Source organism: Variovorax sp. P5_A3 (assembly GCF_056400665.1).
On record NZ_JBFUKW010000009.1, the window covers coordinates 137,272 to 151,696 of the forward strand.

General features: G+C 63.1%; 13 protein-coding genes and 1 tRNA gene. 4 read left to right on the forward strand and 10 right to left on the reverse strand.

Translation table 11 applies throughout. The features are described 5' to 3' along the window. Positions 1-57: 57 nt before the first annotated feature. From AC1D3B_RS16420 to AC1D3B_RS16445, 6 genes are all read right to left on the reverse strand, one after another. Positions 58-816 carry a hypothetical protein gene (locus tag AC1D3B_RS16420; protein WP_478191723.1) on the reverse strand — a complete coding sequence of 253 codons (759 nt, stop codon included), beginning with the start codon at positions 814-816 and terminating at the stop codon, positions 58-60. Then, on the reverse strand, positions 749-1,612 hold the full coding sequence (locus tag AC1D3B_RS16425; protein ID WP_478191724.1) for a hypothetical protein: 864 nt from the start codon (positions 1,610-1,612) through the stop codon (positions 749-751). Before AC1D3B_RS16425 ends, AC1D3B_RS16420 begins: the two co-directional genes overlap by 68 nt. A 286-nt stretch (positions 1,613-1,898) precedes the next feature. Further along, positions 1,899-2,198, reverse strand: a complete 300-nt coding sequence (locus AC1D3B_RS16430; RefSeq protein ID WP_478191725.1) for a hypothetical protein — start codon at positions 2,196-2,198, stop codon at positions 1,899-1,901. Between the two features lie 632 nt (positions 2,199-2,830). Further along, on the reverse strand, positions 2,831-3,712 hold the full coding sequence (locus tag AC1D3B_RS16435) for a tyrosine-type recombinase/integrase (protein WP_478191726.1): 882 nt from the start codon (positions 3,710-3,712) through the stop codon (positions 2,831-2,833). A gap of 176 nt (positions 3,713-3,888) precedes the next feature. Further along, positions 3,889-3,963, reverse strand: a tRNA-Arg gene (locus AC1D3B_RS16440). A gap of 44 nt (positions 3,964-4,007) precedes the next feature. Continuing rightward, positions 4,008-4,646, reverse strand: coding sequence for a TetR family transcriptional regulator (locus AC1D3B_RS16445; protein WP_478191727.1), 639 nt, complete (start codon positions 4,644-4,646; stop codon positions 4,008-4,010). Positions 4,647-4,808: 162 nt separating this feature from the next. Between AC1D3B_RS16445 and AC1D3B_RS16450 the strand changes: the two genes are divergently transcribed. From AC1D3B_RS16450 to AC1D3B_RS16465, 4 genes are all read left to right on the forward strand, one after another. Then, positions 4,809-6,053 carry an efflux RND transporter periplasmic adaptor subunit gene (locus AC1D3B_RS16450; protein ID WP_478191728.1) on the forward strand — a complete coding sequence of 415 codons (1,245 nt, stop codon included), beginning with the start codon at positions 4,809-4,811 and terminating at the stop codon, positions 6,051-6,053. 13 nt (positions 6,054-6,066) lie between these two features. After that, entirely contained in the window at positions 6,067-9,222 is a 3,156-nt protein-coding gene (locus tag AC1D3B_RS16455; protein ID WP_478191729.1) for an efflux RND transporter permease subunit, read from the forward strand. A 79-nt stretch (positions 9,223-9,301) separates the two neighbouring features. Next, a complete protein-coding gene (locus tag AC1D3B_RS16460; protein WP_478191806.1) occupies positions 9,302-10,705 on the forward strand; it encodes an efflux transporter outer membrane subunit in 1,404 nt (467 codons plus the stop codon). 85 nt (positions 10,706-10,790) lie between these two features. Beyond that, entirely contained in the window at positions 10,791-11,462 is a 672-nt protein-coding gene (locus tag AC1D3B_RS16465; protein ID WP_478191730.1) for a c-type cytochrome, read from the forward strand. 63 nt (positions 11,463-11,525) lie between these two features. Here AC1D3B_RS16465 and AC1D3B_RS16470 read toward each other — a convergent pair whose 3' ends face one another. The 4 genes from AC1D3B_RS16470 to AC1D3B_RS16485 all read right to left on the reverse strand — a co-directional run bounded on the left by AC1D3B_RS16470 (position 11,526) and on the right by AC1D3B_RS16485 (position 14,386). Then, positions 11,526-12,071: a DUF2946 family protein gene (locus AC1D3B_RS16470; RefSeq protein ID WP_478191731.1), complete on the reverse strand. Its 546-nt coding sequence runs from the start codon at positions 12,069-12,071 to the stop codon at positions 11,526-11,528. A 35-nt stretch (positions 12,072-12,106) separates the two neighbouring features. After that, positions 12,107-13,084, reverse strand: a complete 978-nt coding sequence (locus tag AC1D3B_RS16475; protein WP_478191732.1) for a YheT family hydrolase — start codon at positions 13,082-13,084, stop codon at positions 12,107-12,109. After that, positions 13,084-13,536, reverse strand: coding sequence for a YybH family protein (locus AC1D3B_RS16480; RefSeq protein ID WP_478191733.1), 453 nt, complete (start codon positions 13,534-13,536; stop codon positions 13,084-13,086). The genes AC1D3B_RS16475 and AC1D3B_RS16480 overlap by 1 nt, the downstream gene beginning before the upstream one ends. Positions 13,537-13,612: 76 nt before the next feature. Next, complete coding sequence (locus AC1D3B_RS16485) at positions 13,613-14,386, reverse strand: hypothetical protein (protein WP_478191734.1); 774 nt, start codon at positions 14,384-14,386, stop codon at positions 13,613-13,615. Positions 14,387-14,425: the final 39 nt, after the last annotated feature.

The window sequence follows — 14,425 nt, forward strand, 5'->3', positions numbered from 1 at the left end:
AATTTGCTCATCGAGTCGTATGAAAATCGACCCGGAATAAGGCATCCGGAGCTGGGTTCAAATTGCCCCCCGATAAGCCTCGTCCGGGGTATCATATTTATACGCCTCCATAACATTGTTGACTTTCAGGATGCTCTCGGGCTCTGTGGATCCACGGCCGTTGGTTAAGATTGAACAGTTGCGGAGAAGTCGTGCCCGCTTGTGAAGCGATCCCGCGCAAATGCCGGCCCACCAAGCAGCATTCGCCCTATCGACGAGAGAAGTCACTTCCATGGCAAAGGTATAGATTTCTTGGCGGGCAATTCGGCCTTCGGGGTTGGACCGATGCTTGGCGTCCCACATACAAATGATTTGCTCGTCAAGCGAATTTGGCGCCGTGAGCCGTAAGCTCACGTCTGGAGCCATCGTAGCATCATGGCCCGGCATTTTTGCTTCCACGCCCGGCCGAATTACCACGGTCTTGCCATTCACATTCGCCGACAAATAAGAATAAAAGTCGGGATGCCCCGGCGCTAGGGGCCAAATTAATCTCGCCGATCCATTTTCAGAAATCTTTGGGCTATGAATCCTCCATAAGGAAGACGCATTGGCATCGACAATTTCACAAGCAAGCGAAAAGAATGACGCAAATTCAAATAGATAATCGGAACAATCCCGTTTGCACATATTCCTTAGCGAATGCATCGCCTTGCCCCAAGAATGTAGGTTTACATCTTGACGCCGGTCATTGAGCATTTTGCTGATCTTATTAAAGCTCATCGTAAAGACCCCCGGGAAATTCAGGAAATCGCCGACCAACGATTTTCGCTTGGGCATCGATGGCAATTCGAGCGATCTCCGTCAAGAGATCAGATTGGATTCGCCCCTTGGCATCTCGCGTGATGCTCCAATCCTCTGCGACAATACCTGCAGCAGAAAAGTCAAACTCTTCTCCCAAGCGCGCTGGCCCAGCGTCCCTAACTCCGCGACTTCCCCTCAACGTAAATATACCTCCCTCGTGTATAGCATCTCGGCCAGACACCCGTGCGCTTAGACTATCGAATTTATTATTTCCTTCGTTTGCCCAAAATGCTGGAGCCATCAACTCTTGATTGATTTCGTCAATAAGTTCGCGAAATAACCGCCACCACCTCTCAATTCCCTTGATTTTTACAGGCAAAAATATTTTATTCAGCAAATCATCTAAGCTCACTCCAACATGCCTTCGAAGAAGCCAAATTGTCGTCGCAATCGGAAACTCGCGCCATGAAATGATCGCATTCGCCCCTCCTGCCGACAATTGAACCAGATTATTTGATTTCAATCTCGCAATCTTTTTGAGAGAATCACGGTCCGCGCTGGAAAACGTCATCCACAAGGCGTCAAGATTTCCGGATCCTTCAGGCAACTCAAGATGTGACTCCTCTAGCGTCACTTGGCATTGAAAATTGTTGATAGGCCTGACCTCAGAAGCAATACCCAAACGCTTGAATTGCAGCTCCCTCCCAGACGCTCGCTTTTCTAGAATGAAGAAGCGGTCTTTTTGTGTGGGAATTTCCTTTAAGGCGTGCCGGATGAATTTAAATGATCCAAGCCGCGATTCTGGCCCCAGGTCTACTAACCAGCTGTTCAATTTGCGCCTTTTCAACCTTTAGTTACAGGCAATCTTAGTCGACTTATGGGTCAACGCAGGCAGAGGCAGCTAGGTCGGCAAGATGCCGGGCGCAGCGCCAGCGCGATCCCCACGCAACGGCCGTTCTCGAAGGCGGCCAGCACGGCGTGGGCGCGGGACACCATGTACGCGAGGCGCTTCGTCCTCGGAAACGCAGCGACCCTCCCGACGCGCGCCTAAATCGCGTTCAGCTCGAAGCTATCCAAACTATCAAAGCATGCGGCCGCCGCCGGTACGCCAGGCCTTCCTAGGACAGATGCACTGCGGCCACTAGGCGTGCTTCGTCTAACCATCGCGGCGCGGCATTGCCGTCCAGAACGGCGGGCTTACGCTCTAATTCAGGCGCGAGTACTTTCCCGATCGATTTTCGCTCGCTCGTCTCAACGAGAATTATCTCAGCAATGAAAACAGCAAGAACTTCGGCCAGATAGTCCGTTGTCTCTTGGAGCAAGTCGATCATTTGATCGATAAGCGAAATCATGCTACCGACGGGCACGGTGCATGTGCTTTTGATCCACTGCTGCGCAACATTCTCGGATGCGGTCATAGAACGTATTGCCGTTTTGATTTTCGAGGTAAATCACATCCTCAACCCATTCGTCACTCGCGGTCGTGATCTCCCTCCACTCCTTGAACGTCGGCGCATGGAATCCGAGTTCGTTGCGCAGTGGTGCTAGCCACTTAGCGTCTACGACCAGTTGATTGAGTGACTTGCGTCTTGCCGATCCAGATTTCATAAGCGGGAGGACGCTTTCATTAAGAGTCCTAGCAATTTCCTTCGAATCCAGCGCGAGCTTTATTTCCTATATTTTTGAGGAGGCCATTCGAAATAGAAGGCCGCTTGGCCAAGTTCTGGACCCCGCCGGGCATCACGGCCGCCCTGATGCTTAGGCAGGGCAAAGCCGACCAGCTTTTGAAGGCACATGAGTTCATTGAACATGTGCCCCAAGCTGTAGTACGCGAAGCGCTGCTCCTCAGTAAGTCGTCTCACTGCCAGTACAGGAGTACAGGAACACGAACTTCGAAGATCTCGACAGACCGATGCCTCACGAAGCGCCCCGCGAAGGGAACAGTACTTGATTCACACTCATGTGGACAAGCCATGGCGGCTAAACCAGTCCAGTTTACGAACTGCAACTGGAAGCTGCTCGTATACATCCGTGTGCTCGACCTTAATCGTCAGTGTTCCAAGTGAAGGGCGGACCTTGTCGCGCGCCAATTCAAAAAGGGCTCGGGACGCACTGCTACCCTCATCAAGGTCCACCAAAAACAGTTCTCCCCCGGCGGCACGCTTCTTCCTGAGATTTCTTCGACGAAGTTCGTCCAGATAGCCTTAGGCGGAAGCTCCGGCATGGCGTTGATTAGTGGCTTTTCCGGCTCCATGGCGCCTTCAATGACGACGCCCTTAACAATGAGTGGGCCGACACCGTTGTTCTGAATCTTGACGTAAATCCGATTCTCATAGTCACCCACCGCCAACGCGCCGCGGAGGTCGGCAGTAACGTCGCGTTCAACCAGCCCGGTAGCAACCGCGTAGCGAAACACCTGAGAGCAAATCTGCACGATGCGGTGGGTACTTTCGTGAATGCCACGGGCCTCCATCCGGCGGGCTACCTTGTCCAAGACGTCTTTGGCCTTGATCGTCGCGATGGGCATCCGGCCGATGAAAGGAAACACATCTTTTTCCAGCCAATTGATGACCTTCGCTCGTGTGACTTCGGCGCGCTTGTTCGAGGTCTTGACCAACCAGTCGCGCGCAACCACCTCAAAAGTGTGCGTCGCTGCCTCTGGTTTTGCGACGCGTTCGTCACGCTTCGCCGCGCCGGGATCGATGTCATCGGCCAACAACTCACGGTGCCCGCGCGCCTTCGCAAGCGACACCGCCGGATAGACGCCCAACGCAAGTGTTTTGCGCTTGCCGTTGTAGCTGTAGTCCATTCGCCAGTAGCGCGCCCCGGACGGCTTAACCAGCAAGCACATCGCCCCGCCGTCGGTGTACTTGTCGCCAGCCGTCTTGCCCGTGGGCTTCACCTGCCGAACGAATGTGTCTGTCAATGCCATCGCGACCCCTCTAACGGTATCTGTTTTTCGGTACCCCCGCAGGTACCGTCGAAAGTAACGGTATTTCCGCGAGATGTGATGCTAAGTTGCGAGGCAACGCGAGACAACAAAAAACCCGCTATGCCTTGCAGCATGCGGGTTTCGGCGTATTTGTGAGACCTATTGAGCAGAAGTCTTGGTCCCGCCGCCAGGAATCGAACCTGGATCTCAGCCTTCGGAGGGCCGAATTCTATCCGTTGAAATACAGCGAGATGGGTGTCCCCTGACCGTGTCAGGAGCCCACCATTATCGCCTATCAGCCAGCACTCGCCAAAGCCCGCTCAAACCCCAGCCCTGAAAGATAGACCCGGAACGTCCGCCGCCCCGTCGACACCAGGTCGAAGGCCTCGGGGTCCAGCAGCCAGTCCTGGATCAGCCCGCTGATCAGCGCGTGCAGCCCCTGCGCCGCCGCCGCCGCGGGAATCGGCAGCCGGGTGCGGGCGCGGCGGGCACCGGCGAGCAGGGCTTTCTCGAAATCGATCACGCAGGCGTTGCGCGCTTCCAGGTGCCGCTGATGCACGGATTGCATATCGTGCGTGTATTCGACCTTGTGCGTGGCCACATCGAACACGCGCCGCAGCTGGGGGTCGGTGGTCATCTGCTTCAGGGCCTCGACCATCATGCGTTCGACGTCTTCGACGGGGTCGGCGTCTGGGCCGCCGGCCACCTTCTGCGCAGCGGCCTCCAGCGGCAGCTTGACGCGGTCCATCATGGCGTTGAAGAGGTCCGCCTTGTCCTTGAAGTGCCAGTAGATCGCGCCACGGGTCGCACCCGCCTTCTGCGCGATCTGCTGCAGCGACGTTTGCGATACCCCTTGGGCCTGGAAAAGCACTTCGGCGGCATCGAGCAGGCGATGTCGCGTCTCCTGTGCTTCTTCCTTTGTACGACGAACCACTTAGTCTCCTTCTTAGAATCAACCCGTTTCCGTTAAGGGTGTCACTATACATGCATGAATGTATGTAAACTAGCGCCCTTTCCCGATGGTCATGTTCGCCGTGTTGCTTTAGGCGCTGGCGCGAACCATGCATCGTCCCCGACCTCGCTTCAAAGGAATCGCATGCCCGTCCTGCATGTCTCGCGCCATTCATTGTTTTCGCCGCGCCTCGCGACCGCTGCCGCCGCCACTGCCGTGCTGCTCGCACTGACGGCCTGCGGCAAGGGTGAGGCCCCGGCCAAGGCCGGCGGCGGCGGGCCGCCCCCGCCCGAAGTCGGCGTGGTGGTCGCCACGCCGACCAACGTCGGCCTGGTCACCGAGCTGCCGGGCCGGCTCGAAGCCTCACGCGTTTCGCAGGTGCGTGCCCGTGCGGCCGGCATCCTGCTGGAAAGGACGTTCAAGGAAGGCTCCGACGTGAAGGCCGGCCAGTTGCTGTTCCGCATCGATCCCGCCCCCTACGCCGCAGCCCAGCGCAGCGCCGAGGCCAGCCTGTTGCGCGCCGAGGCCAATGCGGTGCAGGCCAAGGCACTGGCCGAGCGCTACAAGCCGCTAGTGGCCGCCAACGCGGTCAGCAAGCAGGAATACGACAACGCGGTGGCCGCACAGAAGACGGCGGAGGCCGACGTGGGCGTGAGCCGCGCCGCGCTGACCACCGCCAAGATCAACATGGGCTACGCCGCGGTGACCGCGCCGATTTCCGGCCGCATCGGCCGCGCGCTGGTGACCGAAGGTGCGCTGGTCGGCCAGGGCGACGCCACCGAGCTGGCCATCATCCAGCAGATCGATCCGATGTACGTGAACTTCACGCAGTCGGCAACCGACGTTCTCCGCCTGCGCCGCGCGATGGAAGCCGGCCAGTTCAAGCGCGCCAGCGGCCCCAACGCCGCCAGCATTCGCGTGGTGCTCGAAGACGGCACCGAATACGCGCTGCCGGGCCGGCTGCTGTTCTCCGACCTGACGGTGGACGCCACCACGGGGCAGGTCACGCTGCGCGCCGAGGTGCCGAATCCCAAGGGCGAGCTGCTGCCCGGCCTGTATGTGCGCGTGCGGCTGGAGCAGGCGCAGGCGGCCAACGCGATCGCGGTTCCGCAGCAGGCGGTCACGCGCACGCAGCAGGGCGACACGCTCACCGTGGTCGAGCAGGACGGCAAGCTCACCAAGCGCACCGTGAAGATCAGCGCCGCACAGGACAACCAGTGGGTCGTGCTCGAAGGCCTGAAGGCCGGCGAGCAGGTGATGGTCGACGGCTTCCAGAAGCTCCAGATGATGCCCCCCGGCACGCCCGTGAAGGCGGTGCCGTGGAAGCCAACCGCTCCGGCCGCTCCTGCTGCCGCGGCAGCCGCTCCGGCTCCCGCCGCGAAGCAGTAAGGAGCGCGCCCGCATGGCCAAGTTCTTTATCGACCGACCGATCTTTGCGTGGGTGATCGCGCTGTTCATCATCGTGATGGGCAGCGTGGCGATCACGCAGCTTCCGATCTCGCAATACCCGCCGGTGGCACCGCCGGCGATCGTCATCAGCACGGCTTACCCCGGCGCCTCGGCCCAGACACTGGAAGACAGCGTGCTGTCGGTGATCGAGCGCGAGATGAACGGGTCGCCCGGCCTGATCTACATGGAGTCGGTCGCGCAGGCGGACGGCACCGGCACGATCACGATCAGCTTCGAGACGGGCACCAACCCCGACTTGGCGCAGGTGGACGTGCAGAACCGCCTGTCGCGCGCCACGCCGCGCCTGCCGGCGGCAGTGACCCAACAGGGTGTGCGCGTGGACAAGTCGCGCAACAACTTCCTGCTGTTCACGATCCTGTCCTCGGACAACCCGGCCTTCGATCCGATCGCGCTGGGCGACTATGCGTCGCGCAACGTCGTGCCTGAACTGCAACGTGTCGCCGGTATCGGCCAGGCGCAGCTCTTCGGTACCGAGCGCTCCATGCGCATCTGGATCGATCCGGCCAAGCTGCATGGCTACGAGCTGTCGCCGAACGATGTGAACGCGGCGATCCGGGCACAGAACGCGCAGGTGTCTTCCGGCATCATCGGCGACCTGCCCAATTCGCCCGGCCAGGCGATTGCGGCCACCGTGGTGGTCAACGGCCAGCTCACGACGGTCGAGCAGTTCGGCAACATCGTGCTGCGCGCCAACACAGATGGTTCGTCGGTGCGGCTGCGGGACGTTGCGCGCATCGAGCTGGGCGGCCAGTCGTATTCGACGTCGGCGCGCCTGAACGGCGAGCCAGCGGTGGGTATCGGCGTCCAGCTCGCGCCGAGCGGCAATGCGCTGGCCTCGGCCAAGGCCATTCGCGCCAAGATGGACGAACTCTCGCGCTTCTTCCCCGAAGGCGTGAAGTGGACCATCCCCTACGACAGCTCGCGCTTCGTGAGCATCTCGATCACGGAAGTGGTCAAGACACTGTTCGAGGCCGTGGCGCTGGTGTTCCTGGTGATGTTCCTGTTCCTGCAGAACTGGCGCTACACGATCATCCCGACCATCGTGGTGCCGATCGCGCTGCTGGGCACTTTTGCGACGCTGCTGGCGCTGGGTTTCTCGATCAACGTGCTGACGATGTTCGGCATGGTGCTGGTGATCGGCATCGTGGTGGACGATGCGATCGTGGTGGTCGAAAACGTCGAGCGCATCATGGGCGAGGAAGGGCTTTCCCCGCTCGAAGCCACGCGCAAGGCGATGCGGCAGATCTCCGGCGCCATCATCGGCGTGACGGTGGTGCTGATCTCGGTGTTCGTGCCGCTGGCGTTCTTCGCGGGTTCCACGGGCAACATCTATCGCCAGTTCTCGGCGGTGATGGTGGCGTCGATCGGCTTCTCGGCCTTCATGGCGCTGTCGCTCACGCCGGCGCTGTGCGCGACGCTGCTGAAGCCGGTCGATCCCGACCATCACGAGAAGAAGGGCTTCTTCGGCTGGTTCAACCGCGGGTTCTCGCGCACGGCCAAGGGCTACGAGAGCGTGGTCGCGCGCATCCTGAAGCGCGCTGCGCGCTACCTCATCATCTACGCGGCGATCATCGGCGCCGTGGTGGTGGTGTACAGCCGGTTGCCCACCTCCTTCCTGCCGCAGGAAGACCAGGGCAACATCATCATCAACGTGCAACTGCCGCCTGGCGCGACGCAGGAGCGCATGCTGTCGGTGATCAAGGACGTCGAAGGCTACATCCTCAAGCAGCCTGAAGTCGAGAGCATGGTCGGCGTGCTGGGCTTCAGCTTCTCGGGCCAGGGCCAGAACGCGGGCCTCGCCTTCGTGACGCTCAAGGACTGGAAAGAGCGCCATGAGCACAGCCAGTCGGCCGATGCGCTGGCGGGCCGCGCCTTCGGTGCGCTCTCCAGCGTGCGCGATGCCTTCATCTATCCGCTGAGCCCGCCGCCCATTCCTGAACTGGGCAATGCGAGCGGCTTCACCTTCCGTCTGCAGGACCGCGCGGGCCTGGGTCACGAGGCGCTCGTCAACGCGCGCAACCAGTTGCTCGGCATGGCCAGCAAGAGTCCGCTGCTCACGCAGGTGCGGCCGGACGGCCTCGAAGACGCGCCGCAGTTGCAGATCGAGATCGACCGCGACAAGGCGAATGCGCTGGGCGTGACTTTCGATGCGATCAACACGACGCTGTCGACGGCGCTCGGCTCGACCTACGTGAACGACTTCCCCAACCGGGGTCGTCTGCAGCGGGTGGTGGTGCAGGCGGATGCGCCGGCGCGCATGCAGCCCGAGGACCTGCTCAAGCTCAATGCCAGCAACACCAAGGGCGTGCCGGTGCCGCTGTCGGCCTTCGCGAGCACGCGCTGGATCACCGGCGCGCAGCAGACGGTGCGCTACAACGGCTATCCGGCGATCCGCATTTCGGGTTCTGCCGCACCGGGCTACAGCTCGGGCGCCGCGATGGCCGAGATGGAAAAGCTCGCCGCGCAGTTGCCATCCGGCTTCGGCTACGAATGGACCGGACAGTCGCGCGAAGAAAAGCTCGCGGGCTCGCAGGCCATCATCCTCTACGGCTTCGCGATCCTGGCGGTGTTCCTGTGCCTGGCCGCGCTGTACGAGAGCTGGACGATTCCGCTGGCGGTGATCATGGTGGTGCCGCTGGGCGTGCTCGGCGTGCTGCTCGCAACCCTGTTCCGCGCGTACTCGAACGACGTGTACTTCCAGGTGGGCCTGATCACGATCATCGGTCTGTCCGCGAAGAACGCGATTCTGATCATCGAGTTCGCCAAGGACCTGCAGGCGCAGGGCAAGGGCGTGATCGAATCGGCACTGGCTGCCGCCCACCTGCGGTTCCGGCCGATCGTGATGACGTCTCTGGCCTTCGGACTTGGCGTGCTGCCGCTGGTGCTGGCCACGGGTGCCGGCTCGGCGAGCCAGCGCGCGATCGGCACGGGCGTGCTGGGCGGCATGGTGACCGGCACCGCCCTCGCGGTGATCTTCGTGCCGGTGTTTTTCGTGGTCGTTCGCAGCCTGTTCAAGGGCAGCGAGCGCCAGCACGAGGCCGACCGGCGCCATGCGCAGGCGGCGGGTATCGAGGAATCAAATGAATAAGCACACCCCCAGGCTCGCGCACTGCGTGTCGCTCTCCACCCCCTTGCAGGGGGCAACGCCTGCGGACCGGCGGAGCCGGATCCGCGGCATTTCACGAACGCGCCTTGCTGCGCTTGGCGTTGCCTTGTTACTTAGCGGGTGTTCGCTGATTCCGAAGTATGAGCGGCCGGCTTTGCCTGTGCCTGATGTTTATCCCGGGGCGCAGCCTTCCAGTGATGGACAGCCATTGGCCTCGACGGTGGCTTGGCAGACGTATTTCATTGATCCGCGGCTGCAGAACCTGATCGAGATTGCGCTGGACAACAACCGGGACCTGCGGATCGCGGTGCAGAACATCGAGCAGGCGCGGGCGCAGTTCCAGATCACGCGGTCTGCCCTGTTCCCGGCGGTCAATGCGAGTGCGAGCGGAACCCGGCAGCGGCCATCGTTGGTCGGGGACGGGGTGGCCTCGACCTACTCGGTGGGGCTGGGTTTTACCGCCTGGGAGCTCGACTTTTTCGGGCGTATCTCCAGCCTCAAGGACGCGGCGCTCGCGCAGTACCTTTCCACGGAGGAAGCGCGCAAGGCAACGCAGATCAGCTTGATCGCTTCCGTGGCCAACGGATGGCTCGCGGTGCTGGGCGATGACGAAATTCTGGAGATCACTCGCCAGACGATGGTGACGCGCGACGAGTCGCTCAAGCTGACGAAGCTGCGCTTCGACAACGGCGTGTCTTCGGAGATCGACTACCGGTTCGCGGAATCGCAGGCCGAGACGGCGCGCGCCGCCTATGCGGAGCAGCAGCGCGTGCGGATGCGCGACGAGAACGCACTCGCGCAACTGATCGGCGCCCCGGTTCCACCGGAGGCCATGGAAGGAAGCAAGGAAGGGCTCAAGGCGCTGGCGCCGATGCCGGATCTGCCGGCGGGGCTGCCGTCCGACCTGCTGGGCGAGCGTCCGGACATCCGTGCCGCGGAGCAGCAATTGATCGCGGCCAACGCCGACATCGGCGCGGCGCGGGCGAACTTCTTCCCCAGCATCACGCTGACCTCGTCGATCGGCACGACGAGTACCGAGTTCTCGGGGCTCTTCAAGAGCGGATCGAAGGCCTGGGCCTTTTCGCCGCAGATCACCTTGCCGATCTTCAATGCCGGCGCCAACCAGGCCACGCTGGATTCGGCACGCGCGGGACGCGAGATCGCGGTGGCGCAGTACGAGAAGTCGATCCAGGCCGCATTCCGCGAAGTCGCCGACGCCCTCGCGGGCCGGGCGACCTTCGACGACCAGTTGCGCGCCCTGGTGGCGCAGTCCAATGCCGAGCAGGTGCGCTTCAACCTGTCCGACATGCGCTACCGCAACGGCATCGCGAGCGGGCTCGACCTGCTCGACGCCCAGCGCTCGCTCTATACGTCGCAGCTGGCCACGGCGCAGACGCGGCAGTCGATGCTTCAGAACCAGGTGACGCTCTTCAAGGCGCTCGGTGGCGGCTGGGCCACGCAGTGATCGGCGATGTGTGAAGGAGGCGCGCCCGGGCGCCTCCCTATAATCCCCGGTTGATCCGAAAAAAGCCCCCGATACCGAGGACGTAATGAGCGACGAACCGCACTACCAGGCGACAGAAGAAGCCCACACCGGCCCGATCAAGAACCCGAAGCAACTCCTGCTGGCGGTATTTTTCTCCTTCATTGCGCCCATCCTGATCATTGCGGGTCTCGTCTCGTACGTGGTTTCGGGGACCCATCCCTCGGGTACCGCCCAGGGTGACGGCATGTCGCTCTACGGTGTGTCGAAGGATTCGCGCGATCGCGAAGTCGCGGACCGCCTGAAGAAGGTCGGCTCCATCGAGATCCGCGATGCCAACCGGCCCCTCGCCACCGGCGAAGCGGTCTTCAAGGCCCAGTGCGTGACCTGCCACGGCGCCCCGGGCATTCCCGGCGCTCCGCACTTGAACGACGCCGCAGCCTGGGGCCCTCGCATCGGCCAGGGCTTTGCCACCCTGCTCGAGCATGCACTCAAGGGCAAGGGCGCGATGCCTCCGCAAGGCGGTGGCGACTTCGAGGACCTCGAAATCGGCCGTGCAGTGGTCTACATGGCCAACGCGGGCGGTGCCAAGTTCCCGATCCCTGATCGTCCGGCCTCCGCAGATGCAGCCGCCGCCGATCCGGCAGCGCCGGCGGCACCCTCTGCACAGGCAGCCCCTGACGCTGCAGCCGCACCGGCACCGGCACCGGCAGCTCCAGCAGTGGCGAACGGCAAGTAAGTAGCCTTCCCATCCAGGAAAAGAGCCCGCATCGCGCGGGCTCTTTGCATTTCCGGCGACCGTTCAGTGCGGAGCGGCGGGCCTGGCCGGCTGTCTTGCGGCCGGACTCGGCACATGCCCGAAGCGCGCGGGCAGGTCTTCGGCCCGAACGTTTTCCGGCACCCATCGCCCTTGCTCGACGGCTTCGGCCGCCATGCTCATGTCCAGCGTGTGGACCAGCCCCAGGCCGATGGGGGCGACCAAATAGAGCTTGCCTTCCTCATCGAGCAGGCAGGCGGACGGCTCGACCGCCAAGCCGGTATGAGACTTGACCGATAGATCCTCATGGACGCGCCAGATCCAAGGTGTCGCCTCCAGTTCGACGTAAACACGCTGCGGCCCGTTCTGGAAGAACCACTGCCCGGTCTCGTCATGCTCGTAGTTGCGCTGGATGAATTCGATCAGCTTCTCATGTCGCAACATCGAGCCCTTGACCATGGGAAACGGGCCGGCCGCCTGCGTGGCGTCGTCGCGAAGGTACCAGTTGCCGCGCCCGTCGAGCCCGAGCCAGCCGTAGCAATGCGGCACGTTGGGCCACTTGGAAAGGGCCTGTCTGACGATGTCATCCATAAAGGCATTCTGCTCCCGCAGGCGGAGCGTGGGTATCAGCGGCCGGCCAACCAATCGACCACGCGCTCGGGCATGCCGCGGACATGGCCCGGCGGCAGGCCGAGCGGAAAGCCCACATGCCCGCCATGCGCGGGCTGCCACAGCGTGACGTAGCTGCCGACCTCGCCGGCATGCGGCAGGCTGCTCGCGGGCACGAAGGGATCGTTGGCGGCGTTCACCACCAGTGCGGGGACGCGGACTTCGCGCAGGTGCGGCTTGGCCGAGCCCCGTGCCCAATAGTCATCCGTGTCGCGAAAACCGTGCAGCGGCGCGGTGAAGACGTTGTCGAACTCGTAGAGAGTCCGAGCCGACATGAGCCTGTTTCGGTCGAACAGCCCCGGATGCTGCGCCAGCTTGGCCAGGGCCTTCGGCTTCATGGTCGACAGGAACATGCGCGTGTAGACCAGCCGGTTGAAGCCCCGCCCGATCGCGGCGCCGCCCGCCGCCAGATCCAGCGGCGCCGAGATCGACGCCACGGCGCTCAACACCTTCGTGGCCTGGCCGCCCGCCTCCTCGGCCCAGCGCATCAGCGCATTGCCGCCCAGCGAGACGCCGGCCGCCAGCATCGATCCACCGCCCCTCTGGTCCTGCTGCGCACGCAGCCGCGCGAGGATCCAGCCGATCTCTTCGAAATCGCCCGAGTGATAGGCGCGCGGCGCAAGGTTCAGCTCGCCGCTGCAGCCGCGGAAATGCGGCACGGCATAGTCCCACCCCCGCTCCATCGCAAAGGCGGCAAAGGCTTCGGCATAGTGGCTGCGCGACGAGCCTTCGAGTCCGTGGAACAGGACCAGCAGCGGCTTCGGCGTCGGCCCCGGTGCGTCGAGAAAATCCACATCGATGAAATCGCCGTCCGGCGTGGGCCAGCGCTCGCGGCGGTAGTCGGGCAAGGGCACCCCGACACGCCGCGCATACAGCGCGGGCCAGATGGTCTGGAGGTTGCCGCCCGGCAACCAACGTGGCGCTACATATTGCATCAATGGATTGTCTGGGGCGCGTCTCCGGTGTCCCCGGGCTCCTGTGCGCTACCCGGACTGGCGTGATGGGCAACCATGCGCCAGCCCTGCGCGGTCTTGTGATAGACATTCGTGGCCAGCACGAAGGCATGGCGCGGGCCCTCGGCCGTCAGCACCTCGATGCGTTCCAGCACGTTATGCACGGCGCTGGCGAGCGATTCGACCTTGCGCACGCGCGCCGGCGTCGCATGAATGGCGCCGTTGCTGAACATGTGTTCGAAGGCCGCGCGGATCGCATCGGCGCCCACGAGGCGCGGACCGCCGGGGTGGACGCAGAAAATCTCTTCCTCGTCGGCCCAGCAGCCCATCAGCGCGTCGACGTCGCCGCGCTGCAAGGCTTCGTAGAAGGCCGTTTCGATGTCGTCGGCGGTGCCGCCGACCGTGGCGGCGCGGAGTTTGGTCTTGGTGGACATGGGTAGAACTGTGGATGCGCCGATTTTGCATCGGGTCGCGAAGGACGGGGGTGACGCGCCGTGGCGTCGTTTCGCATCATGAAGACCGTGACGAGGGCCCCACCCAGCCTTCCACGACGGCACGCAGATCGCCCTGCGACGCCTGCCACACGACTTCGGGCGCGGCCACGTGCACGCCGGGCGGCGCGATGCGCAGTGCCACGTCGACCAGTTCAGCCACCTTGGACGCGCGCACCGGCTGCTCGCTCTGGGGAACCATGAACCTGGCGATCGACAGCATCCACGCGGCAAGCCGTTCGGCCGGATTCGCGAAGCGCCCCGGCGCGGGCTTCTGCGCCGAGCGCACGAGCATCACGCGCTCGAAGCCGAGCGACACGACGGCCTGCTCGTCGAGGCTCGCGAGGCCGCGCTTCAGCGCCTCAGGCAAGCGACCTTGGGCATGCGGCTGCACGACGGCCAGGGTCCGCACGCCGCATGCGCGCAGCCAGGCGGCAAGCGCCGGCAGTTGCGCGGGTTCCGGCGTCCACAACGCGCGCTCGCGGTCGTAATAGAGACGCGGCGGCTCGAACAGCACGAGCGCCGTATCGGCCTTGACCAGAGGCCATTGCGAGATTGGGGTGCTGGGTGCCAGCACCGTCTCGACGCCCTTCAGCGCATCGCGAATCGGCTCGCGCGCGAGCACGAGCGTGTGGGCGAAGCGGTGCCGGCCCGCGAGGCGCCGCACCAGTTCATGGCCCAGCACGCCGGTCGCGCCCGCGATCAACAGGGTGCCTGCCGCCTCCCCGGGCACAAGGCCGGGCGCAGGCCCGCGGTTCGCGGCCTGCAGGACTTGAAGAGGGTCGACCGCCATCCATCTATGCTACCTTTGCCGACTTCGAAACAAGGGGCT

What these genes read in the sequence shown, in the direction of transcription:
- AC1D3B_RS16430 (WP_478191725.1), bottom strand. Translation starts at nt 2,198, where the DNA reads ATGACCGCATCCGAGAATGTTGCGCAGCAGTGGATCAAAAGCACATGC.
- AC1D3B_RS16420 (WP_478191723.1), bottom strand. Translation starts at nt 816, where the DNA reads ATGCCCAAGCGAAAATCGTTGGTCGGCGATTTCCTGAATTTCCCGGGG.
- AC1D3B_RS16485 (WP_478191734.1), bottom strand. Translation starts at nt 14,386, where the DNA reads ATGGCGGTCGACCCTCTTCAAGTCCTGCAGGCCGCGAACCGCGGGCCT.
- AC1D3B_RS16470 (WP_478191731.1), bottom strand. Translation starts at nt 12,071, where the DNA reads ATGGATGACATCGTCAGACAGGCCCTTTCCAAGTGGCCCAACGTGCCG.
- AC1D3B_RS16455 (WP_478191729.1), top strand. Translation starts at nt 6,067, where the DNA reads ATGGCCAAGTTCTTTATCGACCGACCGATCTTTGCGTGGGTGATCGCG.
- AC1D3B_RS16465 (WP_478191730.1), top strand. Translation starts at nt 10,791, where the DNA reads ATGAGCGACGAACCGCACTACCAGGCGACAGAAGAAGCCCACACCGGC.
- AC1D3B_RS16450 (WP_478191728.1), top strand. Translation starts at nt 4,809, where the DNA reads ATGCCCGTCCTGCATGTCTCGCGCCATTCATTGTTTTCGCCGCGCCTC.
- AC1D3B_RS16435 (WP_478191726.1), bottom strand. Translation starts at nt 3,712, where the DNA reads ATGGCATTGACAGACACATTCGTTCGGCAGGTGAAGCCCACGGGCAAG.
- AC1D3B_RS16475 (WP_478191732.1), bottom strand. Translation starts at nt 13,084, where the DNA reads ATGCAATATGTAGCGCCACGTTGGTTGCCGGGCGGCAACCTCCAGACC.
- AC1D3B_RS16480 (WP_478191733.1), bottom strand. Translation starts at nt 13,536, where the DNA reads ATGTCCACCAAGACCAAACTCCGCGCCGCCACGGTCGGCGGCACCGCC.